General features: G+C 59.5%; 24 protein-coding genes and 1 pseudogene. 9 read left to right on the top strand and 16 right to left on the bottom strand.

Annotation, left to right across the window (positions count from 1 at the left end):
• Positions 1-10 precede the first annotated feature (10 nt).
• Positions 11-292 carry a hypothetical protein gene (locus tag ACZCWR_RS31175; RefSeq protein ID WP_487306541.1) on the bottom strand — a complete coding sequence of 94 codons (282 nt, stop codon included), beginning with the start codon at positions 290-292 and terminating at the stop codon, positions 11-13.
• On the opposite strand from ACZCWR_RS31175, the gene ACZCWR_RS31170 reads away from it, so the two are divergent.
• The gene (locus tag ACZCWR_RS31170; protein ID WP_487306540.1) at positions 291-1,964 is read left to right on the top strand and encodes a phospholipase C; all 1,674 of its coding nucleotides are present in this window, start codon (positions 291-293) and stop codon (positions 1,962-1,964) included. The genes ACZCWR_RS31175 and ACZCWR_RS31170 overlap by 2 nt on opposite strands.
• Positions 1,965-2,056: 92 nt before the next feature.
• A complete protein-coding gene (locus ACZCWR_RS31165) occupies positions 2,057-3,469 on the top strand; it encodes a cytochrome-c peroxidase (protein WP_487306539.1) in 1,413 nt (470 codons plus the stop codon).
• An 8-nt stretch (positions 3,470-3,477) separates the two neighbouring features.
• On the opposite strand, the gene ACZCWR_RS31160 is transcribed toward ACZCWR_RS31165, so the two are convergent.
• On the bottom strand, positions 3,478-4,110 hold the full coding sequence (locus tag ACZCWR_RS31160; RefSeq protein ID WP_487306538.1) for a cation efflux transmembrane domain-containing protein: 633 nt from the start codon (positions 4,108-4,110) through the stop codon (positions 3,478-3,480).
• A 164-nt stretch (positions 4,111-4,274) separates the two neighbouring features.
• On the opposite strand from ACZCWR_RS31160, the gene ACZCWR_RS31155 reads away from it, so the two are divergent.
• The gene (locus tag ACZCWR_RS31155; protein WP_487306537.1) at positions 4,275-5,060 is read left to right on the top strand and encodes a DUF899 domain-containing protein; all 786 of its coding nucleotides are present in this window, start codon (positions 4,275-4,277) and stop codon (positions 5,058-5,060) included.
• Between the two features lie 11 nt (positions 5,061-5,071).
• Here ACZCWR_RS31155 and ACZCWR_RS31150 read toward each other — a convergent pair whose 3' ends face one another.
• On the bottom strand, positions 5,072-5,821 hold the full coding sequence (locus ACZCWR_RS31150; RefSeq protein ID WP_487306823.1) for a DUF2278 family protein: 750 nt from the start codon (positions 5,819-5,821) through the stop codon (positions 5,072-5,074).
• 1,038 nt (positions 5,822-6,859) lie between these two features.
• On the opposite strand from ACZCWR_RS31150, the gene ACZCWR_RS31145 reads away from it, so the two are divergent.
• Positions 6,860-8,530, top strand: a complete 1,671-nt coding sequence (locus ACZCWR_RS31145) for a purple acid phosphatase family protein (RefSeq protein WP_487306536.1) — start codon at positions 6,860-6,862, stop codon at positions 8,528-8,530.
• Position 8,531: 1 nt separating this feature from the next.
• Here ACZCWR_RS31145 and ACZCWR_RS31140 read toward each other — a convergent pair whose 3' ends face one another.
• From ACZCWR_RS31140 to ACZCWR_RS31105, 8 genes are all read right to left on the bottom strand, one after another.
• Positions 8,532-8,798, bottom strand: a complete 267-nt coding sequence (locus ACZCWR_RS31140) for a hypothetical protein (protein WP_487306535.1) — start codon at positions 8,796-8,798, stop codon at positions 8,532-8,534.
• Between the two features lie 117 nt (positions 8,799-8,915).
• The gene (locus tag ACZCWR_RS31135) at positions 8,916-9,788 is read right to left on the bottom strand and encodes a D-psicose 3-epimerase (RefSeq protein ID WP_487306534.1); all 873 of its coding nucleotides are present in this window, start codon (positions 9,786-9,788) and stop codon (positions 8,916-8,918) included.
• 36 nt (positions 9,789-9,824) lie between these two features.
• Entirely contained in the window at positions 9,825-11,366 is a 1,542-nt protein-coding gene (locus ACZCWR_RS31130) for a sugar ABC transporter ATP-binding protein (protein WP_487306533.1), read from the bottom strand.
• Between the two features lie 23 nt (positions 11,367-11,389).
• Positions 11,390-12,343: a sugar-binding protein gene (locus tag ACZCWR_RS31125; RefSeq protein WP_487306532.1), complete on the bottom strand. Its 954-nt coding sequence runs from the start codon at positions 12,341-12,343 to the stop codon at positions 11,390-11,392.
• Between the two features lie 50 nt (positions 12,344-12,393).
• Positions 12,394-13,398, bottom strand: a complete 1,005-nt coding sequence (locus tag ACZCWR_RS31120) for an ABC transporter permease (RefSeq protein WP_487306531.1) — start codon at positions 13,396-13,398, stop codon at positions 12,394-12,396.
• Positions 13,399-13,581: 183 nt separating this feature from the next.
• On the bottom strand, positions 13,582-14,871 hold the full coding sequence (locus ACZCWR_RS31115) for a D-tagatose-bisphosphate aldolase, class II, non-catalytic subunit (protein WP_487306530.1): 1,290 nt from the start codon (positions 14,869-14,871) through the stop codon (positions 13,582-13,584).
• Complete coding sequence (locus ACZCWR_RS31110) at positions 14,864-15,841, bottom strand: tagatose kinase (RefSeq protein WP_487306529.1); 978 nt, start codon at positions 15,839-15,841, stop codon at positions 14,864-14,866. The genes ACZCWR_RS31115 and ACZCWR_RS31110 overlap by 8 nt, the downstream gene beginning before the upstream one ends.
• Positions 15,842-15,864: 23 nt before the next feature.
• Positions 15,865-16,695 carry a DeoR/GlpR family DNA-binding transcription regulator gene (locus tag ACZCWR_RS31105; RefSeq protein WP_487306528.1) on the bottom strand — a complete coding sequence of 277 codons (831 nt, stop codon included), beginning with the start codon at positions 16,693-16,695 and terminating at the stop codon, positions 15,865-15,867.
• A gap of 139 nt (positions 16,696-16,834) precedes the next feature.
• On the opposite strand from ACZCWR_RS31105, the gene ACZCWR_RS31100 reads away from it, so the two are divergent.
• From ACZCWR_RS31100 to yghU, 3 genes are all read left to right on the top strand, one after another.
• Entirely contained in the window at positions 16,835-17,449 is a 615-nt protein-coding gene (locus ACZCWR_RS31100; RefSeq protein WP_487306527.1) for an NUDIX hydrolase, read from the top strand.
• Positions 17,450-18,324: 875 nt separating this feature from the next.
• A complete protein-coding gene (locus ACZCWR_RS31095; RefSeq protein ID WP_487306526.1) occupies positions 18,325-18,756 on the top strand; it encodes a DUF4174 domain-containing protein in 432 nt (143 codons plus the stop codon).
• Positions 18,757-18,815: 59 nt separating this feature from the next.
• Positions 18,816-19,682, top strand: coding sequence for a glutathione-dependent disulfide-bond oxidoreductase (yghU, locus tag ACZCWR_RS31090; RefSeq protein WP_487306525.1), 867 nt, complete (start codon positions 18,816-18,818; stop codon positions 19,680-19,682).
• Here the strand turns inward: yghU and panS are convergent.
• The gene (gene panS, locus ACZCWR_RS31085; protein ID WP_487306524.1) at positions 19,679-20,635 is read right to left on the bottom strand and encodes a ketopantoate/pantoate/pantothenate transporter PanS; all 957 of its coding nucleotides are present in this window, start codon (positions 20,633-20,635) and stop codon (positions 19,679-19,681) included. The two genes, yghU and panS, sit on opposite strands and share 4 nt — an antisense overlap.
• A 143-nt stretch (positions 20,636-20,778) precedes the next feature.
• Between panS and ACZCWR_RS31080 the strand changes: the two are divergent.
• A pseudogene (locus ACZCWR_RS31080) lies at positions 20,779-20,985 on the top strand (helix-turn-helix domain-containing protein); the annotation flags it as partial.
• A gap of 60 nt (positions 20,986-21,045) precedes the next feature.
• Positions 21,046-22,374, top strand: a complete 1,329-nt coding sequence (locus ACZCWR_RS31075) for a type II toxin-antitoxin system HipA family toxin (protein ID WP_487306523.1) — start codon at positions 21,046-21,048, stop codon at positions 22,372-22,374.
• Position 22,375: 1 nt separating this feature from the next.
• Here the strand turns inward: ACZCWR_RS31075 and argE are convergent, their stop codons facing one another.
• Genes argE through ACZCWR_RS31055 form a run of 4 tightly spaced genes read right to left on the bottom strand, consistent with a single transcriptional unit; the run spans position 22,376 to position 26,035 of the window.
• Positions 22,376-23,551 (bottom strand): acetylornithine deacetylase, encoded by a 1,176-nt coding sequence (gene argE, locus ACZCWR_RS31070; protein WP_487306522.1) that lies wholly within the window; start codon positions 23,549-23,551, stop codon positions 22,376-22,378.
• On the bottom strand, positions 23,544-24,221 hold the full coding sequence (locus ACZCWR_RS31065) for a DUF1028 domain-containing protein (RefSeq protein WP_487306521.1): 678 nt from the start codon (positions 24,219-24,221) through the stop codon (positions 23,544-23,546). The genes argE and ACZCWR_RS31065 overlap by 8 nt, the downstream gene beginning before the upstream one ends.
• Positions 24,222-24,230: 9 nt before the next feature.
• Positions 24,231-24,668 (bottom strand): RidA family protein, encoded by a 438-nt coding sequence (locus ACZCWR_RS31060; protein WP_487306520.1) that lies wholly within the window; start codon positions 24,666-24,668, stop codon positions 24,231-24,233.
• A 26-nt stretch (positions 24,669-24,694) separates the two neighbouring features.
• Entirely contained in the window at positions 24,695-26,035 is a 1,341-nt protein-coding gene (locus ACZCWR_RS31055; RefSeq protein WP_487306519.1) for a flavin-containing monooxygenase, read from the bottom strand.
• Between the last annotated feature and the right edge of the window lie 25 nt (positions 26,036-26,060).

Raw genomic sequence — 26,060 nt, 5'->3', positions numbered from 1 at the left:
CACGCATCGCTTAAAACTCAGCATGCGTCATTCCCAATCCATCGACGCATTGCCTTACATGAAATTGCCTTGAAGCATTACGCGCGTTAAGACACTGCAAAAACTGAAAGCGTCGCGCGGACAAACCGTCAATTTCGAGTAAGAACCACGCAAGCAGAGTGTCTTGGTAACGCAATGCGCCGGTGATGAAATCCCGCCCGAGGCTGAACACGCCCCACGCCGGGCCCGACCGTTCGCCACGAGGCGGCGGGACCGCATCAACACTTAAAACGACATCCGGAGTTTCATCCATGTTTCGTCGAGCCCTCATGATTGGCGCCGCGTCCGCGGCCGCAATTGGCCTGTACGCCTGCGGCAGCGATCACGACAACAATCAAAGCGCGCAGGACAAGCTCACCACGGCAACGCCGATCAAGCATCTGGTCGTGATCTTCAACGAGAACGTCTCGTTCGATCACTACTTCGCCACTTACCCGAACGCGGGTAATCCGGCGGGCGAACCGTCCTTCACGCCGGCAGCGGGCACGCCGACGGTCAACGGCCTTTCGGGCTCGCTGCTCACGGCGAATCCGAACTTCGTGAATCCGCTGAACGGCGCGGGCGCCGCCAACCCGTTCCGTCTGGACCGCACGCAAGCCGCGACCGCCGATCAGAATCACGCCTACACGGCCGAGCAACAGGCCTACAACAACGGCGCGGCCGACCTGTTCCCGAAGTACACGGGTAAAGGTTCGAGCGGCGGCGCGGGCGCATTCGGCACCGCTGGTCAGGTCATGGGCTACTTCGACGGCAACACGGTCGGCGCGCTCTGGAACTACGCGCAGAAGTTCGCCATGAGCGACAACGCGTTCACCGACACCTACGGCCCGTCAACGCCCGGCGCGATCGAAGTCGTTTCCGGACAGAACAACGGGCTGCAACTCGTCAAGACGAGCCACAAGCCTTTCAACCTGACGTCGGATTCGGGTTCGTATTACGTCGCGGACGGACAAGGCGGCTTCTCGCTCATCAACGACGTCGATCCGGCCAACGATATCTGCTCCAGTGCCACCGATGTCGCGCTGCTGACCTCGAAGAACATCGGCGATCTGCTGAACGCCAAGGGCATTTCGTGGGGCGGCTTCATGGGCGGCTTCAATCTCTCGACGACCAACGCGAACGGCACCACGGCCTGCAAGCGCAGCACTGTGTCGCCGGTGGTCGGTCAGGCGACGGCTGACTACATTCCGCATCACAACTGGTTCCAGTACTACGCGTCCACGGCGAATCCGCAGCATTTGCGCCCGAGTGCGACGTCGGCCATCGGTTCGTCGGTGGAAGCGGACGGCAAGACGCCGGAGCCGGCGAATCACGAGTACGACACGGATGATTTCTTCGCTTCCGTGAAGGCGGGCAATTTCCCGTCGGTGAGCTTCCTGAAAGCACCCGCTTTCCAGGACGGTCACGCAGGCTATTCCGATCCGCTCGACGAACAAGCGTTCACCGCCAAGGTCGTCAACTTCCTTCAGCAGCAGTCCGAATGGAATAACACGGCTGTGATCGTCGCGTGGGATGACTCGGACGGCTGGTACGACCATCAGTTCGCCACGACGACGTCCGCCTCGTTCGACCCGCAAGCCGACCAGTTGAACGGCGCGGGCAAGTGCGGCACGGGCGCGCAGCCGCTCGGCGTGAACGGCGGTGCAGTGAATGGCCGATGCGGTCCCGGCACGCGCATTCCGTTCCTCGTGATTTCGCCGTGGGCCAAGGTGAATTTCGTCGATCACACGGCGATTTCGCAGGCTTCCGTGGTGCGCTTCATCGAGGACAACTGGCTGGGCGGCGCGCGTCTGGGCGGCGGTTCGTTCGATGCAACCGCAGGCAGCATCATGACGATGTTCAACTTCAGCGGTCAGGGCAACAACCCGACGCTGTTCGTCGACCCGAACCTGGGAACGCCGGTGGCATCGGTTCCCGCGATCTAAAGTAATCCGAAGCATCAAGAACGCGTTGTCGCCGTATTTCGGCGGCAACGCTTTTTCCTTTCACGCTGTTGCATTTGCATTCGGTTCCCGTCATGTCCGCTACCGTTGATCCCGCTCAAGCCTTGCCTCCCCGTCATTCCGCGTTCAGGTTGCGCCCGCTTAACGGGGTGATCGCGCTCGTCGTGGCGGCGGCTGCATTCGGTGCATTCGCGCTTGCCTTTCCGTCTCATGTGCCTGATGTCATTGGCGATGCTGTCGAGAATCTGACGGGCGCAAATGCGCATCCCACGCCCTTGCAACGGCCACCGGTCGAGCCGTTGAGCGCGGTCGCGGTGCTTGGCAAGAACATCTTCTTCGATAAAACGCTGTCGGCTTCGGGCCAGCAGTCGTGTGCATCGTGTCACGATCCGGCGCACGCGTTCGGGCCACCCAATAATCTCTCCGTGCAGCCGGGCGGACCGCATCTGACCTTGCAGGGTTATCGTCCGCCGCCTTCGCTGATGTATCTCTATCGTCAGCCCAACTTCAGCATCGGTCCCGATGCAGGCGATGCCGACAACGCGCCCGACCTCGCGGCACTCGCGACGCAGGCGCAGGGCACGGAACGCGCGCAAAAGAACGCAGGCGTCGCACCCGCCGCGCCCGCGATGGTTCCGCAAGGCGGCTTGTTCTGGGACGGCCGCGCCGATACGCTTCAAATGCAGGCGAGCGGCCCCATGCTGAACCCCGTCGAGATGGCGAACACGAGTCTCGATCAGGTCGCCGACAAGCTGGCGCACGCTTCCTACAAGGGCGATTTCGAAAAACTGTTCGGCCCGAATATCTTCAAGACGCAAGGCCTCGCGATTTCCGAGGCCATGTTCGCCATCGCGCGTTATCAGGTGGAGGAACAGGCGTTCCATCCATATACGTCGAAGTACGATTACTGGCTCGAAGGCAAGACGCGCCTCACGCAAGCCGAGTTGCACGGCCTGCATCTCTTTAACGATCCCGACAAAGCCAATTGCGCGGGATGTCACTTGTCGAAAGCCGGTTCCGATGGCCTGCCGCCGATGTTCACCGACTATCAATACGAATCGCTCGGCGTGCCGCGCAACGACAAGCTCGCGCTCAATCGTGATCCTAAGTTTTTTGACATGGGCGTGTGCGGCCCCTTCCGCGACGATCTGCGCACGCAGACGCAATACTGCGGCATGTTCCTCACGCCAACGCTGCGCAATGTGGACACGCGCCATGCGTTCTTCCACAACGGCATCTACCATTCGCTCGATGATGTGATGGCCTTCTACAACGAGCGCAATACCGCGCCGCAGAAGTTCTATTCGAAGGATGCGAACGGCCACGTGCGTCAGTACGACGATCTGCCGGCGCAATATCAAGCCAATGTCGATGTGAAGGATGCGCCATTCGACCGCAAGTTCGGCGACAAGCCCGCGATGACGGATGCGGATATAAAAGACATCATCGCGTTTCTGAAGACGCTGGATGACGGTTATAAGCCCTGATTCACGACTCAGCGCACGAAGCGGTAGCCCAGCCGAATAAAGCCGCCTTCGTGCAGCAATCCCATGCTCAACATCATCCCGCCGATGACGAAGGTCGCGAGTTGATCGAGGTGCGCAAAGCCCGCCAGCGTGCCGAGCGCACCGAGTGCGGCAGCGCCTGCCGATATTGCATCGATTCGCGCATGCCATGCGCCTGCCGCGAGCACATCGGCGGCGTGGGCATGCGTCGCTTCCATTTCACCCGATACGCACGCGAGATGACGCGCCACGCAGGCGCGCGTGACGATCGCGAGCATCGCGATAAAGAGTGCGCAGAGTTGCATGGATGTGTCGGAGTTCGAAGCATCGGCGCGCACGGATGCGGCTTGCCATAGCAGTTCGGCGCCGGTGAGCGTGAGCAGCATCGCGACGATTGCCGATGGAAGCCATGTGTTGCGATGCGCTTGCGTACGCAGCGACGCGAAGAGGATCGCATCGATCACCAGATCGACGCTCGTATGCACGCCGTCCGCCACGATCGCGTTCGAGCCGGTGAGCCAGCCTGCGCCGATTTGCGTCGTCATCAATGCGACGTTGACCATTAGCACGAATCGGGATACGCGCACGGGCGATGCATCGGAAAGCGCTTCGGCAGGGACCATTCTTGGTGTTTTCTTTGTTCGTCGATCGGCTTCGGCAAGGTACGCGTTATCAATGGCATGACCATGACAAGCACGCGCGCCGAAATACCGTCAAACTTGTTACTCCCGAACCGCACGCTTTCAGGCTCACACTTTCTCACGGCACTTAAGGAGGAGGACACGCCATGAGCACATCCGAGGAGAAGGGAAGCAAGGGACGCAGCACGCCGCCGGTGGTATCGCCGGAACAATGGGAAGCGGCGCGCGAGCAATTGCTCGTCAAGGAGAAGGAGCACACGCGCGCACGCGATGCGCTCGCCGCCGAACGTCGCCGCATGCCGTGGATGGCGGTGGATTCGTCATACACGTTCGAAGGGCCCGAAGGCCGCGTCACGCTGGCCGAGCTTTTCGGCGGGCGGCATCAGTTGATTGTTTATCGTGCGTTCTACGAGCCAGGCGTGTTTGGATGGCCGGAACATGCGTGCCGTGGCTGTTCGATGGTGGCCGATCAGGTTGCGCATGTCGCGCATCTGAATGCACGCGATACCACGCTCGTGTTTGCATCGCGGGCGCCGCAAGCCGATATCGCGAAGCTCAAGCAAAGCATGGGTTGGGAAGACATTCCGTGGGTCACCATCACGGATGACTTCGATAAAGATTTCGGCGTGAACGAATGGCACGGCACGAATGTGTTTTTCCGCGATGGCGAGCGCATCTATAGAACGTATTTCATCAACAATCGCGGCGATGAGCAGATGGGCGGCACGTGGAATTATCTCGACATCACGCCATTGGGACGACAAGAGCTTTGGGAAGACTCGCCCGAAGGATATCCGCAAACGCAGACCTATAAATGGTGGAACTGGCACGACAGCTACGTGGATGGCGCCGCGCCGGATAAGCGATGGGTCGAGATATCCGACGCGGGCGAAAAGGCCTTTCGCGAGGAGAGCGCGAGCAAGAAGACTTAGCGTGCTTTCCTTTACGTCGTGCTCTGCAATATCGGGTGCGACACGTTCGGAATGGGCCGGCCGCGATTATCGGTCGGCACCAGTTGCGTCTGGAACGCGACGAACAACGCCTGATACTTGCCGTCTATTTCTATGATGACCGCGCCATCCTGATACGCGCCGTTTTCATTTGAATGGTCTTTTTCCTTGCTGCCTTTCGGTGGCTTGGGATTGCCCTGATTCATGTGCGTTTCGTGCAGGCCGTCTTTTTCCGGTTCGAACAGAAAGCCAAAGCCATAGACGGTGACGTCTTTTGTCGGCTTCCAGCCTTTGCGGTTGTCTTTGTAGCTTGGCGTCGGATAGACATACGGAACCGGCTCGGTTGATGTATCGACCGTCAGCATGTCGTTGAGCAACGCGTTGATGTCGTTGTGTTCGTTCTCTGTGTCGAGGGGGATTGGGCGCATGACGCTGAGATCGACCAGACGCGGATCATGAATGTAGTCGAGCTTCGGGAAGTTGCTCATGGCGACGCCGGGGGCGAGCTTTTCAAGGTCCGCGATCATCGGGTGCTCGAAATACTGATTCCATTGATATAGCACCAGATAGCCTGATGGTCCGGTCAGCGAGCTATCTGATTTCACATTCGTAACGATGCGGAATTCGTTACCGTTGGCGTCGTCGCTGCTGATGACGTAGTGGGGATCGCCTTTGTAGCCGTTTAGAAAGGGCACGCCCAGTTTTACCGTTCCCTTGAACATCACGTATTCGTTGTTTGCCATTTTGTGCCTCTTGGGTTGGGAGAATGGGTGGTTCATCATCATGCGCTATTGTCGCTTGCAGGCGTATGACGTGTTGCCCTTTTTGTCGTGCAAGGGGCTGCTGTTGGTTGTGTCTTTATTGCAGTAGCCGCCTCCCCGGCGGGGGGGTAACTTTCTTTGCTGCTGCAAAGAAAGTCACCAAAGAAAGCAGCTTTTTACCCCATGCACGATGGCTGAAGAGGGTTGGTCTGGATTAATCGATGCAGTGGCCGCAATAGGATGTCCCTCGGTTAGTTAAGCGCGTGGGCAACCTCGCGATTTCGCGCTCGAATCCTTTGGTCTTAGTGGTCCGCATTCATTCTTTCGGCCATGCGCTACGCGCGCCGAGAGCTTTAGAACGGAACCCCGCAGCGTATCAGCGCCCGGCCACCTCACACCTCGCCGTTATGTCGTCATTCGGCCCTACCTCGATAAGCGCTTCTGGGCAAAACGCGCACACCAACGCAAGTCACCTTTTGTCGGAGCACTAACCAAGGTAGGGCCGAATAGCAATCTTGCGGGGAAGTGAGAGGTGGCTGGGCGCTTATAGGCTGCGGGGTTCCGTTCTTAAGTTCTCGGCGCGCGCGGCGCATGGCCGATTGAATGAATGCGGTCCACTAAGTGTTGATTATTTGAGCGCGCAGTCGCAAGGTTGCCTAAGCGGCTCGTTATGCGTGGAACGTCCTATTGCGGCCACTGCATCCGTTAATCCAGACCAACCCTTTCCAGCCATCGTGCATGGGGTAAAAAGCTGCTTTCTTTGGTGACTTTCTTTGCAGCAGCAAAGAAAGTTACCCCCCCGCCGGGGAGGCGGCTACTGAATAAACAACACAAACAACAGCAGCCCCTTCCACGACAAGACGACAAGACGACAAGACAACACCACATCCCCCACCCGATACCTCAACATTCCACAAACCAAATAGCCCACTGTCATCCCTCAGTCACACCATTGGCAATAATTGTCAGCAGGCGCCGCATGCAATGCGCCAAAACCGCAACCCCACAAGAGACACCTTCATGGTCACGAAGAACCCGCACGACACTGCATCGATTGCTTCTCGCCGTGGTTTTCTCAAGCTCGCGGGTGCATCGGGCATTGCCGGCGCCGCGAATGTGATGAGCCTGTCCGCGAACGCTCAATCCGCGAACCCCGATGGCACGCCCGAACAAGTGCATCTGACATGGGGTGAAGATCCCACGAGCGAAGTAATCGTAAGCTGGGCATCGCTTGCGCAAGCCACGCAACCGCGCGTAAGACTCACCACGCACGAAGGCCATGCGCGCACGGTCCACGGCGTGCAACGCACATACACGGACGGCTTGAATGGCGAGATTGTCTGCACGTATCACGCGCGGCTTCGCGAACTTCATCCCGACACGACGTATCAATACGAAGTCACCGCCGACAACGACAGCAACACAGGCCAGCCCTTCAGCGGCAGCTTCCGCACCGCGCCGCGCGGACGTCACGCGTTTCGCTTCACGAGCTATGGCGATCTGGCAACGCCGAACACGAACTGGGTGCTGTCATCGCCGCAAAGCCGTTTCGCCGTGCAGGCAGTCGAGCGCTTCGCGCCGCTGTTTCACTTGCTCAACGGCGACCTCTGCTATGCAAACCTGAACCCGACGCATCAGCCCGATGTATGGCGCGACTTCGGCAACAACGCGCAAGTGTCGGCCGCGAATCGTCCGTGGATGCCCTGCCCCGGCAATCACGAAATCGAATTCAACAACGGCAAACAGGGCTTCGAATCGTATCTCACGCGTTATACGTTGCCCGATAACGGCACGCATTTTCCGGGGCGCTGGTACAGCTTCCGTGTGAGTTCGGTGCTCTTTATCTCACTCGATGCGGACGATGTCGTCTATCAGGACGCCGCCGCCTTCGTCGCAGGCCCGGCGCCGCTCGTGCCTGCCGCGAGCACGGGCAATCCGTCTATTGCGCCGGGCACGTCGTTCTATGTGCGCGGATACAGTCAGGGCGAACAAACGCGCTGGCTTGAAAAGACCTTGCACGATGCCTCGCGCAACGACGACATCGACTGGATCGTCGTGCAGATGCATCAGGACGCGCTCAGTTCATCGAAGACGGGCAACGGGTCGGACAAGGGCATTCGCGAGGCATGGCTGCCGCTTTTCGACCGCTATGGCGTGGACCTCGTGGTGTGCGGGCACGATCACGATTACGAGCGTAGCCATCCGGTGCGCGGCTGCAATCATCACGCGGGACGTGATGCGAAAACCGGTGAGCGTGTGGATACCTTGCAGCCGAGACCGGTGCAGACATCACAGCGTGCGAACGATCCGATCGATACCACGCACGGCACGGTGCATTTGATTTTGGGCGGCGGCGGCACAAGCGCGCCGCTCGATGTGTACGGCACCGATACGGGAACAGGTCTTCCGCAAGCGCAGATTTTCACGAAGCCGAATCGTCCGGTTCCGGGCGCGACGGCGGGCACGTTCGTGCGTCCGACCGCCGATGCCGTGGAAGATGCGATCTGGTCCGCGCAGCGCGATACGGGCACGGGCTACGGCATCGCCGTGTTCGATGTCGATCCCGGCGAGCATGGCGGCAAGAGCACGATCACGATGAACTATTATCACGCGCCCGGTGCGGACCAAACGCCGACCGGCGATTATGAGTTGTTCGAAACGATCGTGCTGGAAAAGCGCTGCCGTCGATGATCTATTGAGGAGGGGCTTCGGCGAGCGTTTGAAAGTGGTCGCCGGAGCAGACGGTCGAGAAAAAGCCCGCCTGCGCGTAGAGCGAAATATGTTCGAGCCGCTCAGCGCGCGACGGGCCGACCGCTTCGGCAGCGGCCGAAGCACGTGCAGCACTGGAACGCGCGCATTCACACTTCATCTTATGAAACGACCGCACAATGCGACGCTCACGCGCCTCTTTCGTGCGAATCGACCAGGCTTGCCAGTAACGAAGCAGAATGGGCGGCATGATGTCGCTCCAATGCGAACGCGATGACTTGAATGTAGTCATCGCCGCTGAAAGCGTCAAACAAGAATAAATTCGATGCTTAAGCGTTTTCGCGCATGCGTGCATCCGATGCAATCTTCAGGCGAGATGACCACGCACGAATTGCAAAGAACGGCGTGCGCGTTCGTCCATTTGTTCGTCCGTTGCGCCGTTCGACATATCGCGCCATACGCCCACCGCGCGGCTTACCGTGCCGCCCTTGCGCATGAACGGCTCCATCACGATGGTGCCGTCGTATTCAATTTCCTTGAGCGCGCCGAAAATCTCGTCCCACGGCAAACGCCCTTCTCCCGGCGGCAAACGGTTCGCTTCGCCTAAATGAAAATGCCCCATCTTGCCGCGGCACGCGAGAATGGCTTCGCGGAATGAGTTTTCCTCGATATTCATATGGAACGTATCGAGTTGAACCTTGCATGCGGGGCTATCTACCGCATCCGCGAATGCGATGGCCTCCTTATGATCGTTCACGAGATATTGCTCGAAGCGGTTCACGACTTCGAGCGCGTAAATGATTCCATAATCCTCGGCCACTTTGATGACCCGCCGCACGCTGTCCACCGCGCGGTCCACATAAGGCCGCTTGTCCTTCATGTCGAGCGGCGGCGATTGCGGCCACGCGCAGAACGTAAGACCCGCGAATACCGGTGCGCCGAGCATGTGGCAATCGTCGAGCAGACGCTTCACGTATTCCGTGCCTGCATCGCGCACGCTTTGATCGGGCGATGCGAAATCGTATTCATGTTTAAGGCCGATGCAGCACATCACGGTCAGCCCGAGATCATCGGCGACGGTCTTCAGTTCGCGCTTTTTCACTTCGGGCAGCGTGTGAAATTCGGCCAGCGATATTTCCATCATGTCGAAGCCGAGCCCGGAAATGCGCTTCGCCACGGCGGGAAAATCGACGAGCCATTCCGTCGACCAGTACGTGAAGAACATGCCAACCTTATTCATCTAACCGCTTCTCCAATTTTTTATAAGGATACGAAACTAAGAGACAAAACCGGTCGGCTTGACTTCGGGATGCGACGGGTCCGCATGCTCCAGCGCCGCGAGCGACATGATGCGCTCCTCGGATGCATCGTCGAAACTGACTTCGCCTGCGAGGAAGCCCGCGCGCATCACGAGAATGCGGTCCGAGATGGTCAATATCTCGGGCAAATCGCTGGATATGACGAGAATCGCCAGGCCATCGCGCGCGAGTTCGCGCATCAATGCATAGATTTCGGCTTTCGTGCCGACATCGACGCCGCGCGTGGGTTCATCGACGATCAGCACGCGTGGCTTCGATGCAAGCCACTTCGCCAGCACCACTTTCTGTTGATTGCCGCCGCTAAGCAGGCCCACGAGTTGATCGACGGTCGGCGTCTTGATCTTGAAGCGGCCGACGTAACTATCGATCATGCGCGATTCCTGCAATGGCCGAATCATATTGGCCTTCGAAAGCCGGCCCAAACCCAATGCCGCGAGCGAAAGATTGCTTCCCACGGACATGCCAAGCACCAAGCCCTGATCCTTGCGATCCTCCGGCACTAATCCAATGCCGAGCTTCATGGCATCGCGCGGTCGTGCGATCTTCACCGGCTTGCCTTCGATGGTGACCGTGCCGTTACGCGCAGGCGGCGCACCGAAGATGCCCATCGCCATTTCCGAGCGGCCCGCGCCGATGAGGCCAGCCAGTCCCACGATTTCACCGCGTCGCAATTTGAAGGACACGTCGCGATAACGTTCGTCGTCGCCGAGCCCGTTGACTTCGAGCACGACCGGCGAACCTTCGTGTTCAGGCCTTATACGCTTCACTTCCGCGAGATCGCGGCCCACCATCAGGCGCACGACTTCATCGGGCGATGTATCCGTAAGACGCGCAGTGCGAACATGCTTGCCGTCGCGTAATACGGTAACGGCATCGCAGTTATCGAACACTTCGCGCATGCGGTGCGAGATATAAAGAATGGTCACGCCACGCGCGCGCAGTTCGTGAACGACCTTGAACAGCGTGAGTGAGTCCGCTTCGGACAAGCTCGAAGTCGGTTCATCGAGAATCAACAAACGCGGCTCGTGAATGAGCGCCTTGCTGATTTCCACCAATTGCTGCTGCGCGATGGTGAGATCGCCCAGACGCGTGTCCGGGTCGATCGAAATGCCCAGCCGGTGCATGGCCTCGCGCGCACGCCTGAGCAGCGTGCCGCGATCGACGAACACGCCCGCCGCGCGCGGTTCCGCGCCGAGAAAAATGTTCTCGGCAATCGTCATGTTCGGCGCGAGCATCAACTCCTGAAAAACGATGGAAATACCCTTTTTTGCAGCATCTTTCGTGCTGGAAAATTCGACTTCCTGACCATCGAAAACGAGCTTTCCGGAAGTAGGCGAATGCGCGCCCGCGATGGTCTGCATGAGCGTGGACTTGCCCGCGCCGTTTTCGCCCATGACCGCGTGCACGGTGCCCGCCTCGACACTGAAGGTCACTTCCTGCAAGGCCTTCACGCCGGGATAGGTTTTCGTGATCTTTTCGACGCTCAGCAACGCGGTCATGGTGCAGCCTCTTTTAACGAGGGTTATTTGCCGCCGACGAACTTGTCGACGTTCGATGCATTGACGATATCAACGCCCGTATCCGTGATCGGCGGAACTTTCTCGCCCTTCGTCAACTGGTCGAGTTGCTTGACCGATTCGATACCCATGGCAAGCGGACGCTGACCGATCAAGGTCGTCGCATAACCTTCCTTCAGCAGCTTGATCTGCGAAGGCAGCGTATCGAACGAAACGATCACGAACTTGCCGGACTTGATATCGGCCGCCTTGTTTTTCACCGCGCGAATATAGGCTTCCGGTGCGAACATCGGCCAGCCGCCCGCGAAGAAAATGCCATCGAGATTCGGGTTCTTCGCCAGCATGTCCTGAATCAATTGCACGCCGGTGCTCGAATCGTCATTGCACGCGAAAGGCGAGCCGGACACTTCCTTGAAGTCGCCGTTCAGTTTCGACTTGAAGCCCTTGATGCGTTCGTTCAGGTTCGCCGCCGACAAGCCACCCGTCAGCACCGCATACGTGCCGCCCTTGGGCAGCGCCTTCGCGAATGCTTCGCCTGCCGCCTCGCCGCCCGCTTCGTTGTTCGTGCCGATGAACGCAATACGCTTGGATTTGGGCGAATCCGAATCGAACGTCACCACCGGAATGTTCTTTGCGAGCGCCGCGCTGATCACGCCGCTGATCGATTCCGCATTGTTCGGTGCGATGGCGATGCCCGCCACTTTCTTCGTCACCAAATCGCGCACGATGCGGCCTTGTTCGGCGTCATCGAGTTGCGCGGGGCCTGTAAACAAACAGTCCGCGCCGATCTTGGCCGCTTCTTCCTTGCAGCCTTTTTCCGCATCGGCATAGAAGGCCACGCCTAGCGCCTTCGGCACGACGGCGAATACTTTCTTGTCCGCCGCGTGCGATTGAGCGATTCCAAGCCCGAGCAGAACGGTGGCGGCCACGGCTGCGGCACTGAGCTTCATGCGTGTCATGTGTGTCTCCTGAGTCGTTTTATGAATGCAGCGTGATGCACGTTACAAGCCTAGCGGCGTCGCCAGACGCCCTTTCTGAGTTGATCGATAAAGACCGCGAGAACGATGACCGAACCGACGAAAACACCTTGCCAATAGGCGTCCGTGCCAAGCAGCACGAGTCCGTTACGCAGCACTTCGAGTATCACCGTGCCGACGAACACGCCGATCACCGTGCCCTCGCCGCCCGAAAGCGCCGTGCCGCCGATCACCGCCGCCGCGATCACGCTCAGTTCCTTGCCCAAACCTTGATTGGAAATAGCCGACGACAGATAGCTCACCTCGATGATGCCCGCCAGTCCCGCGAGCAGCGAAGACATGACGTACACGCTCATCTTGAGGCGATCGACATTGAGACCGGTCAGCATGGCCGCACGCTCGTTGCCGCCGACCGCGTACAACTGACGGCCATAGACTGTCCGCTTGAGCACGATGGCCGAGATAATCGCGAGCGCCACGAAGATGACGAACGGCACCGGAATATCGAAGATATCGCCGCCGCCGAGCGCGAAGAAGGCATCGCCATCCGGACGAAAACCGTCGATGGCCTTGCCGCGCGTGATGATGAGCGCCAGCGCCCGCGCGATACTCATGGTGGCCAGCGTCGGCACGAATGGCAGCATGCGCAGCTTGGTCACGCAAAAGCCGTTGAAGAAGCCGACCACCGCGCAGATCAGGAGCGTCAGCACGCAGGCGGGGAACACGCCCATGCCGGATTGCATCATCGCGGCGGAAGCGACGGCGGCAAGACCCCATACGCTGCCTACAGAGAGATCGATACCGCCTGTAATCATGACAGCGGCCTGCCCGATTGCCACGATGCCGATGAACGAGAGATTGCGCGCGTCGTTGAGCAAGTTGCCCTTGCTCGCGAAGTCGGGCGCGAAGATCGACAGAAGCACGATCATCAGCACCAGCGCGCCGACAATGCCGGTCTCGCGTGAATGAATCAACTGTCCCGCGAAACCCAGACGCGGTTTTGCCCGCTCTTCGGTGGCCAAGGTCGGCTTGCTCATGTGTCGCCTCCGGTGCTTCCTGTGCGCGCGTCTGCGGAAAGCGACGCGCTGCTTTTGTCGTGAAAGAGTCTAGTTTCGGGTCGAAAGCCGGTCAAAGCGGGTTTTCCCTGTCGGCGTGTCTCACCGGAAAAACGAAAGACCTTTGGAACGAACGCTTAATGCAAATTCAAAATCTTGGAATCCTTACGATTGCTTGCGGCAAGCCTGCGCGTATAAGTCAATCACTTCCCGGATCTTGCTGTGAACGAGACTCATGGGCGAGCCATCGATGTCGCCGCGTCTCAGTTGCCAGTATTGTTCGGGTAGAAAGCGGCTGACGAGATTTTCGCGAACCTCGATGCGCGATAGATTCGCGATGAGTTTGCGCGCTGCATCATCCACTTCGCGATCGGCCCAGTAATAGCGAATGCGATCGCTATAACTATACGTGCGCAGCAGGCGTTTTTCTTGATCGCTGCCGTGGTAGTACTTCTCCCAATTGGCCGGCTTCGCGAGCATGACACGTTCGACCACTTCGCGCAGGTCGGATCGTTCATTCTTCTCGATGACTTCATTCTCGATATCGGCCAGCGAAAAGAGCGCTTCGCGTAGCGCGAAAGTAACGCCCGGCCCGACCTTGAGAATAGCGAAGCCGTCATCCACCAGCGACGCCAACGCCTCAGGCTTTTGATAGTCGGTCGAATGCGCTTCGAAAACCATTCCGGGCAAGCGTTCGAGCACCTTCGACAAATCTTTTGCAAGCGCAGGATCGTAATCCACTACTTTCGTATGATCGAATTCCACGCCGGGCTGAACCACGAGCGCGATGACGCGCGGCCATGCGGCATCGAGTCCATGCAGATGCCATGCATTGCGATGCACAGCGACCGTTTCGTACGCGCCGCCAGCATGCGTGACCTCGACGGTCTTGAGTTCGTCCGCCGCGCCGCCCGGCACCGGCACTTCGGTCCCGATGATGTACACCGGCAATTGCGCGTGCCCTGCGCGTTTGGCAGCGGCTTCGGCGACCGCGCACAGACGCGCGGCGCGTTCGGCGACTACATCGTCGGAGAGATGCGACGGATCGCCGGCGCATGCCATGCTCGTGTCGAGATGAATCTTTCTGAAGCCGGCGGCGGCGTAAGCATCGATCAGCACGTCGGCGCGCTGCATGGCTTCGTCGGCAGGAAGATGGCGCCATGCGTTCGGGCCGAGATGATCGCCGCCGAGGATCAACCGTCCGCGCGCGAAGCCGCTGCGGTCCGCTATTTCATGCACGAAGTTCACGAAATCGGCAGGCTTCATGCCGGTGTAGCCGCCGTATTGATCGACCTGATTCGAAGTGGATTCGATCAGCAAGGGCGTGTCGTCCGCAAGCGCCTGCTGCATCGCCGCTTCGATCACCCACGGATGCGCCGAGCAAATCGAGTAGATGCCCTTGAGGCGTTGCGCAGCGGCCGAATCGCCGGTGAGGCGCGCGACGAGTTCAGTCATGACTTTTCTCCGACTTCTCAGCGATGAAGGCATCCAGTTCGGCGAGCGTCGCGGTGCCTTCCATCGGTCCGCGACAGGTCACGGCGCGCGCGCCTGCTGCACCCGCATAAGTCATCGCGCGTTCGAGCGACATGCCTTGCGCGCGGCACGCGATATAGGTGCCGCCGAAGCAATCGCCCGCGCCGGTCGGGTCCACTTCCGTCACGTTTAATGCCGCGAAATGTTGCTCCTTCTTGCCGTCGTAATAGCTGCTGCCGTCCTTGCCGCGCTTGACCACGACTTCGCGCACGCCGCGTTTAAGAAGTTCTTCGATAGCGCCTTGCTCGGTGCTCGCACCCGCAAGCAGCATGACTTCATGATCGCTCGGCAGAAATACATCCGTATAGTCGAGAATGAAATCGAGCGCTTCACGCATCTCTGGAATCCGAAGCATTTCCTTTCTGATGTTCGGATCGAAGCTCACCGTGCCGCCGTTTTCCTTAACGGTTTCGATGACCTTCTTCATTGCCTCGATGATGCGAAACGAGAACAGCGACGAACCCATCACGTGGAAATGCCTGCATTCCTTGAGCAAATGATCGCGAATCTCACTCACGGACAGATGCCCCGACGCGCTGTTCGCGATGTTGTAGATGAAATCGCGGTCGCCGTCCTCGCGATACGTGACGAACGCGCTGCCCGTGGTCGCTGTCTTGATGACGGAAATGCCCGACACGTCCACGCCATCCGTGCGCAGTCGTTCCACGTTCAGCGCGCCGAAATCGTCGTCGCCCACGCAGCCGATGATCGCGCACGCGCTGCCCGACTTCGCCACCTGATCGATGAAGATCGCGGGTGCGCCGCTGGCATACGGGCCCATCAGCGTGCCCGGTTTGCGAAAGGATTGTCCTATCTGCGTCGCCAGTATTTCGACGAGGATCTCGCCCATCGTGACGATGTATCCGGCTGACTTGGTTTCGGTGTTCGGCATGGCGCTATTCGTCAAAACATTCGTTAGGATGTCGATTCAATCAGACCGTCACGGCGAAATTCGAAGATTCCGCTGTCCCTGCGCCGCAGTTCGAGACCGTGCTTCGATACTGTATCCAGCGTGTACGGGTCGATGCCATCGTCGATCAGCAGCGTATCGACCTCGGACACGTTCGCGAAGATCACGCCGCTGCGTTCGTCGAGCATCGGCTGATAAGCGACGATGATGGTCCGCCGCGCCGCCCGCACCGCCGCCTGCGCCACGCGCGCGAGTGCGGGCGTGGCGGCCAGCAATCCGCCCTCACGATCGATGCCCGATGCTTCGAGAAAGCACAGATCGATCGGACGCCTTGCAATCGCCGCTTCTGCGTCCGGGCCAGTCAACGCGGTTGCGCCCGCTTCAAGCTGCCCGCCGGTCAATAGCAATTCGCCGTGCACGAAGCGTTGTATCGTCTGCGCGAACGCGACGTCTTGCACCAGCAGCGACAAGTTCTGCCGATCCGACAGGAACGGCGCCATCTTGTGGACGATCTCGCCTGCGCCCATCATCAGCGCTTCGTGGTCGCCCACCGCTTCCGCTGCGATACGCGCGAGCAGCGTTTCCGCAGCCTTGCGCGTGACGCCATCGGATGCGGGAACGAGCACGTCCTCGCCCGCTTTCTGCGCCAGATAGCGCGCCTTTCCAAACGAGCGCAACAGATATCGCTGCTGTTCGAGATAAGTCAGATCGCTGCGAATCGTGACGCTCGATACATCGAATGCCTGACTGAGTTCCTCGACCGACACCTCCCCGCGCTTGCGCACGAGTTCGACGATCTGCAAGCGCCGCTTGAGTGAACTCTTGTTGGTCAGCATCGGATTGGATCTCGAAGCACTTTCCATTCGCAAGAGTCTAGTTTCATTTCGAAAGTCGGACCAAGAGATTTCGACTCGTGGTTTTCCCGCATCTCACGTATGCTTTCCAGCGATAAAACTCACGCGAGCGATGCCTACGATGTCCATTCAACGTCTTGAACAAGCGCGTCGGCTTCTTGCATTGGCGCAAACCGGATTGCATTACACGACGGCGGCTTTCGACCGCGAGCGTTATGAGGAGATCGAACAGATCGCGCATAAACAGATCGCGGAGATTGCTTCGCTCGATGCTGAGAAAGTGGCTGAGATGTTCTCGTTCGAGACCGGCTATGCGAATCCGAAGCTCGATGTTCGCTGCGCGGTGTTTGATGAACAAGGGCGCGTGCTTCTCGTGCGTGAAGCGATTGATGGGTGTTGGTCGATGCCGGGGGGTTGGGCCGATGTGGGTTTGTCGCCTGCGGAGAATGCGGCTAAGGAAGTGCGTGAGGAGAGTGGATATACGGTTTCGATCGAGCGATTACTTGCGGCTTGGGATACTGCAAAGCACCCGCATCCGCCGTCGGTTTTTCATATATGGAAGTTGGTTTTTTTAGGGCGGATCTTGAGTGCGGGGGAGGTTATAGGCGTGGAGACTACCGATGTTGGTTTCTTTGCTCTTGATGCGTTGCCGCCGTTGTCGCTGGGGCGTGTGTTGCCTGAACAACTGAGTAAGTTGGATGAGTTGAGGCGGAGTGGGGGGGTGGAGTTTGATTGAGGGGGGCTGCTTTTGGTTTTGGCGTGCAATGGGCTTCTCTTGTCTGGGATTTTATTGCAGTAGCCGCCTCCCCGGCGGGGGGGTAACTTTCTTTGCTGCTGCAAAGAAAGTCACCAAAGAAAGCAGCTTTTACCCCCATGCTCGCTGGCTGGAGAGGGTGGTCTGGATTAACCGGTACAGTGGCCGCAATAGGACCTTCCACGCTTGACCCGCTGCTTAGGCAACCTCGCGATTTCGCGCTCGAATGCTTTTGCCTTAGTGGACCGCATTCATTCATTCGGCCATGCGCTACGCGCGCCGAGAGCTTTAGAACGGAATCCCGCAGTTTATCAGCGCCCAGCTACATCATGCTTCCCCGCTAGATTGCTATTCGGCCCTACCTTGGTCAGCACTTCGAGCAAAGCCTAACGCTTTCGGTTTGCCATTCATGGAAGTGCTAACCGAGGTAATGCCCAATGGGAGGGGTGCGATGTGGTTTGATGTGGCTGGGCGCTTATACGCTGCGGGATTCCGTTCTTACGTTCTCGGCGCGCGTAGCGCATGGCCGAACGAATGAGCGCGGTCCACTAAGCGTTGATTATTCGAGCGCGTGATCGCCAGGTTGCCTAAGTGGCTCGTTATGCGTGGCACGTCCTATTGCGGTCACTGCATCAGTTAATCCAGACCAACCCTCTCCAGCCAGCGTGCATGGGGTAAAAAGCTGCTTTCTTTGGTGACTTTCTTTGCAGCAGCAAAGAAAGTTACCCCCCCGCCGGGGAGGCGGCTACTGCAATAAAGACACAAACAGAAGAAGCCCCTTCCACGAAAATACCCCCAAAAATTTAAGGCGCACTTTCTGCTAACCCCACACCACCACCCGCCATAGAAGACCCCCCATGAAACAAGCCCTCATCAAAACCGCCCTCGCCGCCTGCGTAACATTAACCATGCTATCAACCCCAAGCGCCGCGACAATCGACGATTACCGCTGGCAAAAGCGCCTGCTAATCGTCTTCGCAGCCGACACCTCCTCCGAAAAACTAGCACAACAACGCACGTTAATCGCCCAAGAAAAAACCCAATTTGCCGACCGCGACCTCATCCCCATCGAAGTGATCGGCAACACCGTGCAAGGCACAAGCGAGACTGCCGACACGCTACGTCGCCGCTACAAAACGCCAGCAGACACATTCCGCGTTCTATTGATCGGCAAAGACGGCGGCATAAGAATACAATCCGAACAGCCTGTCACGCCGAAAGAACTCTTCGGCACCATCGACGCCATGCCCATGCGCCAGCAGGAAATGCAACGCCCGCCTCGGTCGTAACAAGCACGTTTCGCAACGCCCTGCTAACCTCCGCTAAATTTGCTAAAGGAGCGTAAAGCATGAGCAATACCCCGGAATACGTCCCGCCGACCGTATGGACATGGAACAAGGAAAACGGCGGCCAGTTCGCCAACATCAATCGCCCGATTTCAGGGCCGACGCATGACAAGCCCTTACCCGTCGGCGCTCATCCCTTGCAGCTATATTCGCTGGCGACGCCAAACGGCGTGAAAGTCACGATCATGCTCGAAGAACTGCTCGCACTCGGCCATCACGGCGCGGAATACGATGCATGGCTCATTCGCATCGGCGAAGGCGATCAGTTCGGTAGCGGCTTTGTCGAAGCGAATCCGAATTCGAAGATTCCCGCGCTCATCGACCGCAGCGGTCCCGAGCCGGTACGCGTATTCGAATCGGGCGCCATCCTGCTGTATCTCGCGGAAAAATTCGGCGCACTTATTCCCGCAGATTTCAGCGCGCGCGCCGAATGCCTCTCATGGCTGTTCTGGCAAATGGGCAGCGCACCGTATCTCGGCGGCGGCTTCGGGCATTTCTATGCCTATGCGCCGAGCAAGATGGAATATCCGATCAACCGCTTCGCCATGGAAACGAAGCGTCAACTCGATGTGCTGGACAAGCGCCTCGCGCAAAGCGAATACATTGCGGGTCCGGACTATACGATCGCGGATATCGCCATTTTCCCGTGGTACGGCGGGCTGGTGAACGGCTGGCTCTATGGCGCGGCCGAATTCCTCGACGTGCAGTCCTACACGCACGTACAGCGTTGGGCGCAGACCATCGGCGCGCGCGCCGCGGTGCAGCGTGGACGCATGGTCAACCGCACGTTCGGCGACCCGTCAATGCAACTCCACGAACGCCACGATGCCTCCGACTTCGAGACGCGCACGCAGGACAAGCTCGCTTAATTACGCTGCGCGACGCCTTCGACATCGGCGTCGCGCGTCGAGCCTTTGGCGGGACGTCCGGCCCAATAACCCGCGAGCATCGAGCCGGACAGGTTGTGCCATACCGAGAACAACGCACCGGGCAATGCCGCAATGGGCGTGAAATACAGCTTGCCGAGCGTGGCCGCGAGTCCCGAGTTCTGCATGCCGACCTCGATGGCGAGCGTGCGGCACACGGCCTCGTCGAAGCCGAGCAGACGGCCGCCCCAATAGCCGCCGAGTAGGCCGATGCCGTTATGCAACACCACGCCCACCGCCACCACCAATCCCACCGACGCAATGCTCTTTTGCGTGCCGCCCACCACCGCCGCGATGATAAGCAGAATGCACACCATCGATACGAGCGGCAGCATCCATTCGATTCTGCGCACGAACTTGCCGAACAGATGATTCACGATCAGCCCGACGACGATCGGCAACGCGACGATCTGCAGAATGCTCATGAGCATGCCGTGGACATCGACCGCGATCGAAGCATCGACGTAAAGACGCGTGAGCAAAGGCGTCGCGAACACGCCCACTAGCGTGGACAGCGCGCTGATGGTGACCGACAACGCGACGTCGCCGCGCGCAAGGTAGATCATCACGTTGGACGCGGTGCCGCTCGCCACGCTGCCGACCAGCACCATGCCCGCCGTCAGATCGGGCGGCATGCGCAGCACGCGGGCGATGGCCCACGCGGCGAGCGGCATCACGAGGTAATGCAACACGATGCCCGCGACAACCGGCGCCGGGCGCGTGAAAACGCGGCGGAAGTCATCCACGGACAGCGTGACGCCCATCGACAACATGATGAGCGTGAGCAGCGCCGTGACGTGCGGCGCGATGCCGGTAACGGCAGCGGGCGCGCTGTAGGCGGCGACGGAAACGAGCACGGCCCAAATGGGAAACAAGCGGGTGATGCGGGCAAGCATGGCGAGGCGATCCTTGAATTAACGTGGCGTCGTGCATTTTACCGGCTGTTTTTCTAATTAACAGCCAATTGCTTGTATTTCGACAAAACAGCATATAGACTGTAATATATATTTACAGCCCATAGCCTGTGGGAGTACCAACCTTGGGATTTCCCGTCAAAACTTTGAGCCAACTGCGGCCCATCCTGCAAGGCTTCCGCAAATCCGCCGGTCTTACGCAGGCCGCCGTGGCGGCGCAACTCGGCGTGACACAGCAAACCTATGCGCAACTGGAAGCCAACCCCGCCGCCGTCAGCGTGGAGCGGCTTTTCAAGGTGCTGCGCGTGCTCGGCGTCGATCTTATGCTTGATGCCGACGACAAAACCCCTGTAAAAAAGGCCTCGACGAAGAAAAGGGAGCAGTGGTAAGCCATGCCGCCGCCGCTCAAAACGCGCCGCCTCGATCTGTGGATGAACGGGCTTGCTGTCGGTTACTGGGAACGCACGCCGGGCGGTGAGCGTCTCGTCTATCACGATGAATGGATCGCCGATCCTCAAGGCCGTCCGCTCTCGCTATTGCTGCCGTTTACGCCGGGCAATCAGCCGTGGCGCGGTCAGCCGGTCGCCGATTTCTTCGATAACCTCCTGCCGGACAGCGAGCCTATTCGCCGACGCATCGCGGCGCGCTTTCAGACGGGCGGCACTGCGCCGTTTCGTCTGCTCGCGGCGCTCGGGCGCGATTGCGTCGGCGCTTTGCAGATGCTTCCGCCCGATGAAGAACCCACCGGACTCCAAAGCATTTCCGGACGCGTGCTGAAAGAAGCGCAAATAGCCGCGTTATTGCGCGACACCACTGCATCGCCGCAACCGGGACGTCATGAACCGGTCGATGACCTGCGTCTGTCCATCGCAGGTGCGCAGGAAAAAACCGCGCTTCTGCGACGCGGCCGGCAATGGCTTTTGCCCGATGGCAGCACGCCGACCACGCACATCTTCAAGCTGCCGCTTGGACTCGTCGGCAACATGCGCGCGGACATGCGCACCTCGGTCGAGAACGAATGGCTGTGCTCGAAGATCGTCGCGGCGTATGGCCTGCCGGCTGCGCGCTGCCAGATCGATCTGTTCGAGGATCAGAAGGTGCTCGTCGTCGAGCGCTTCGACCGTCGCCTGTCGGCCGATAAATCGTGGATTTTGCGTCTACCGCAAGAGGACATGTGTCAGGCCACGGCCACGCCCGCGCTGCAAAAGTATGAAGCGGATGGTGGTCCCGGCATCGAACGCATTATGGAAATACTCGCGGGCTCGGAACACGCCGCGCAGGACCGGCGCGATTTTTTCACCGCGCAAATGGTCTTCTGGCTGCTCGCCGCGACCGATGGCCACGCGAAGAACTTCAGCATCGCGCATCTGCCGGGTAATGCGTATCGGGCGACGCCGCTTTACGACATGCTTTCCGCGCATCCGATCATCGGTGCAGGGCGCAATCGCATCGCGGCGCAGCGTGTGCGGTTGGCCATGGCGGTACGCGGCAAGAACGTGCATTACCTCATCGACGAGATTCGGAGACGCCACTGGATCGCGCAAGGCAAACGCGTCGGTCTGCCCGAAGCGGACGTCGAAGCCCTAATCGATTCACTCGCCGCCCGCACCGAAAGCGTCATCGACAAAACCGCCGCTCAGTTGCCGCGCGATTTCCCCATGGACGTAGCCGATGCCATTTTCGACGGCATGCGCCGCATGAATCGCAAACTTACTGCGTGAATCAACGCGCGTTTGTCAGATGATCGGCAAGCCTAAGCATCATCGCATCGCAGGCGTTCAGTTGCGCGACGCTTACGTATTCGTCCGGCTTATGGCCCTGATCCATACTGCCCGGACCGCACACCACGGTCGGAATGCCAACACGATTGAACAAACCGCCTTCGGTGCCGAACGCGACCGTGCCGAAGTCATCGGAACCGCTCAGCATGGCGAGCAAACGCGCCGCCTCGCTTTGCGGCGGCGTGGCAAGTCCGGGATATTCCGACAACGCCTCGAAGCGAATGCCCGTAGCGGGCTTTACCGCGCGCATCTTAGGCAGTAAGGCGGACTCCGCATACGCGTGCAATTTCTCCGCGACGTGATTCGCATCGAAACCCGGCAACGCGCGCACTTCGAAATCGAACTCGCATTCGGCGGGCACAATATTCAACGCGCGTCCACCTTTGATGACGCCCGCCTGCACCGTCGAATACGGCGGATCGAAACGTTCGTCGTGATGTTCAGGCTGCGCGAGTTCTTCGCCGATCTCATCGAGATGATTGATGAGACGCGCCGCGTATTGAATGGCATTGACGCCATAAGGCGCATACGCCGAATGACACGCCGCGCCCTTCACCATGCAGCGCATCGCGAGCTTGCCCTTGTGACCGAGCACGGGCTTGAGTTCGGTCGGCTCGCCGATGAGACACAAAGCGGGCTTATGCGCACGCTTCTCCAGTTCGGCAAGCATGGAGCGTACACCTAAGCAACCGACTTCCTCATCGTAGGAAAAAGCCAGATGCACCGGCAGCTTCAGATCACGCTCGATGAACACCGGCACCGCCGCCAGCACGCAAGCGAGATACCCCTTCATATCCGCCGTGCCACGGCCATACAACCGGCCATCGCGTTCGGTGAGCGTGAACGGATCGACGGTCCATGCCTGACCATCGACGGGCACGACATCCGTATGCCCCGATAGCACGATGCCGCCGCTCATCTCGCGCGGCCCGATGGTCGCGTAAAGATTCGCCTTGGTGCGCTCCGCGTTGAAGAACAGTTCGCTCTCCACACCAAGATCGGCCAGATAATCCCGCACGAATTCGATCAGCGCGAGATTGGAGTCGCGGCTCACCGTGGCGAATCCGATCAGTCGTTCGAGCAACGCGCGGCTCGAACGATCGTGGCGCTCATTCATCGCCGGGCACTCCGTAGCTCGGCGCGGCGGTCGGGTTGAGCGCGCGCGTCACATAGTCCTGCATTTGCGGTTTATAGGCTTGCCACAGGCCGCTCAACTGGCCGATGGGGTCATCGTCCGTCCAATCCACGCGCAGGTCCACCAGCGGCCAGCTAAGGTCTCCAAACACGCGCAAGACTGCGGAATGCACCGGACCTGCTTCACCGCCTGCGTCCATCGCGGCCTGCATCGCGGCGAGCAGCCGGTCGGCCAGCATGCCGGTGGTGTTTTCGAAAGCGGGAATCATCGCTTCGATCACATGCACGCCGGTCAGCATGTTGCCCGCGGCCACGCACTGATCGCCCGCGACCGCGTGATGCGTGCCCAACGCTTCCTTGCCGCTGAAGAACGCCGTGCGGCCCTGTGCGTCGATCACCGTGACCTGGCGGTACTCACTCCATGCATCCGCACCGAGCGCGCTGTCCAGCGCCTTCGCGGGCGCGACCTTGATGCTTTCCAGATGATCGAGAATGCGCGGCCCGAGCGCGGGCAGCGTGACGTTCTGCGTCGCGACCGCGCCGACGCCCGCGCGCACCCACGGACAACGCGCGCCCACCGCGATGCTCGATGAACTCACCGCGACACCGAGTTGCCCGGTCTGCGCGCATCGTCCGACGATGGAAAAGGTCATGAAAACTCCTTAAGCGGTGGCCGGCTGCCAGCCGTCGGGAATCACGGCGATCACGTCGATTTCCATCAGCCATTCGGGTTGTCCGAGTGCGACGACGGTAAGCCCCGTCGAAATCGGAAACACGCCCTTGAGCCACTTGCCGACTTCGCGATACACCGGCTCGCGATGCCGCACATCCGTGAGATACGTCACCGTCTTGACGATATGCGAAAGGTCGCTGCCCGCTTCTTCGAGCAACTGCTTCACGTTCTTCATGGCCTGCTCGGCCTGCGCGCGTGGATCGCCGAGACCCACGAGCGCGCCATCGAACGTCGTGCCGATCTGACCGCGCACATACACGGTATTGCCCGCACGCACGGCCTGACAGAGATCGTTGTCGAGCGTCTGATTCGGGTACGTATCCTTCGTGTTGAACATGCGGATACGGGTATGAGTCGGTTGCGTCATCGATGCACCTTCTTGCTAAGTTGAATTTAGTTCACGCCCATTTCACTGACCTTGTGCACGCGCGCATCGGTCTCAATGCTTTCTGTGCGATGCGTGTCTTCATGGCTTGGCGAGGCATCGTAATAAGCCAGGTATTTGCGCTGCGTCGCGATGTGATCGGCGACATGCTTGGCGTCGTGCCACACGCCCCAGATGAATGCCGAGCCACGGCGCGAAAGCCACGGCAGGCCCAGAAAATAGACGCCGGGTTCTTTCGATACGCCACGTTGATGCTTAGGCTTGCCGTTCTCGTCGAAGGCATCGACATCGAGCCAGCGGAAATCCACTGCATAGCCCGTCGCCCAGATGATCGACGTCACGTTGGCTTGCTTGAGATCGAGTTCGAGCAACGGATTCGTCATGCAAGCCGGATCGGACGGAATGGTGCGCGCTTCCGGTTCTTCGGGAAGATCGAGTCCGTTGCGGGCCGCATAAGCATCGGCGGCGTCGAGCAGCGAGAGATAGTTTTCATCGCCGCGACGAATGTTGTCCGCGAGATCCGGCTGGAACGTGGCGATGTCATTGTGGAACGCTTTCGTCAGACCGACGAGCGTCACGCCCTGATGCGCGAGCCTACGAAAATCCACCGTATGGCCGCCGCGCGCGCCGCTTACTGCAATGGTCACATGCTCGCGGCCCGGCTTCATCACTTCGGCGTCCCACTCGCCGAGCACGCCGAGCCACCAGCAGAAGTCGCGTCCGCGATAGCCGCGCGGCGGACGATCGTGCGCGCCCACGGACAAATAAACCTCACGTCCCGAACGTTGCAATTCATCGGCAATCTGCACCCCTGACGAACCCGCGCCCACCACCAGCACCGCGCCTTCGGGCAATTGCTGCGGGTTACGATAATCGGCGGAATGAATTTGCGTGATGCCTTCGGTTTTAGGCGCAATCGCCGGAATGACCGGACGCTGAAACGGCCCTGTCGCCACGACCACGCGATTGGCCTCGATGGTTCCCTCCGACGTTTCCACCGTGAAGCCCGGACGCCCGACATTGCGCACGACCTTCTTTACTTCCACGCCGGTGCGAATGGGTGCATCGAACTTTTTAGCGTAATCGACGAAGTAGTCCGCGACTTCTTCCTTGCCTGCGAAGCCATCGGCTGCCGTGTGCGTGAATTCCAGATTGGGGAAGCGATCGTGCCACGCCGGACCGTTGGCGACCAGCGAATCCCAGCGTCCCGTGCGCCAGCGCTCCGCAATGCGCGCGCGTTCCAGCACGAGATGCGGCACGCCGATCCGGCTCAAATGCTCGCTCATGGCAATACCGGCCTGGCCGGCGCCGACCACGAGCGTATCGGTTGACGTTACTTCCACTGTCATGGCTAAGTCCTTCCAAGGCCGTTTG

It is taken from the genome of Caballeronia sp. A2-2, assembly GCF_057612605.2.
The sequence above is the reverse complement of the archived record's forward strand: the minus strand, read 5'-3'. Positions and strand labels throughout refer to the sequence as shown.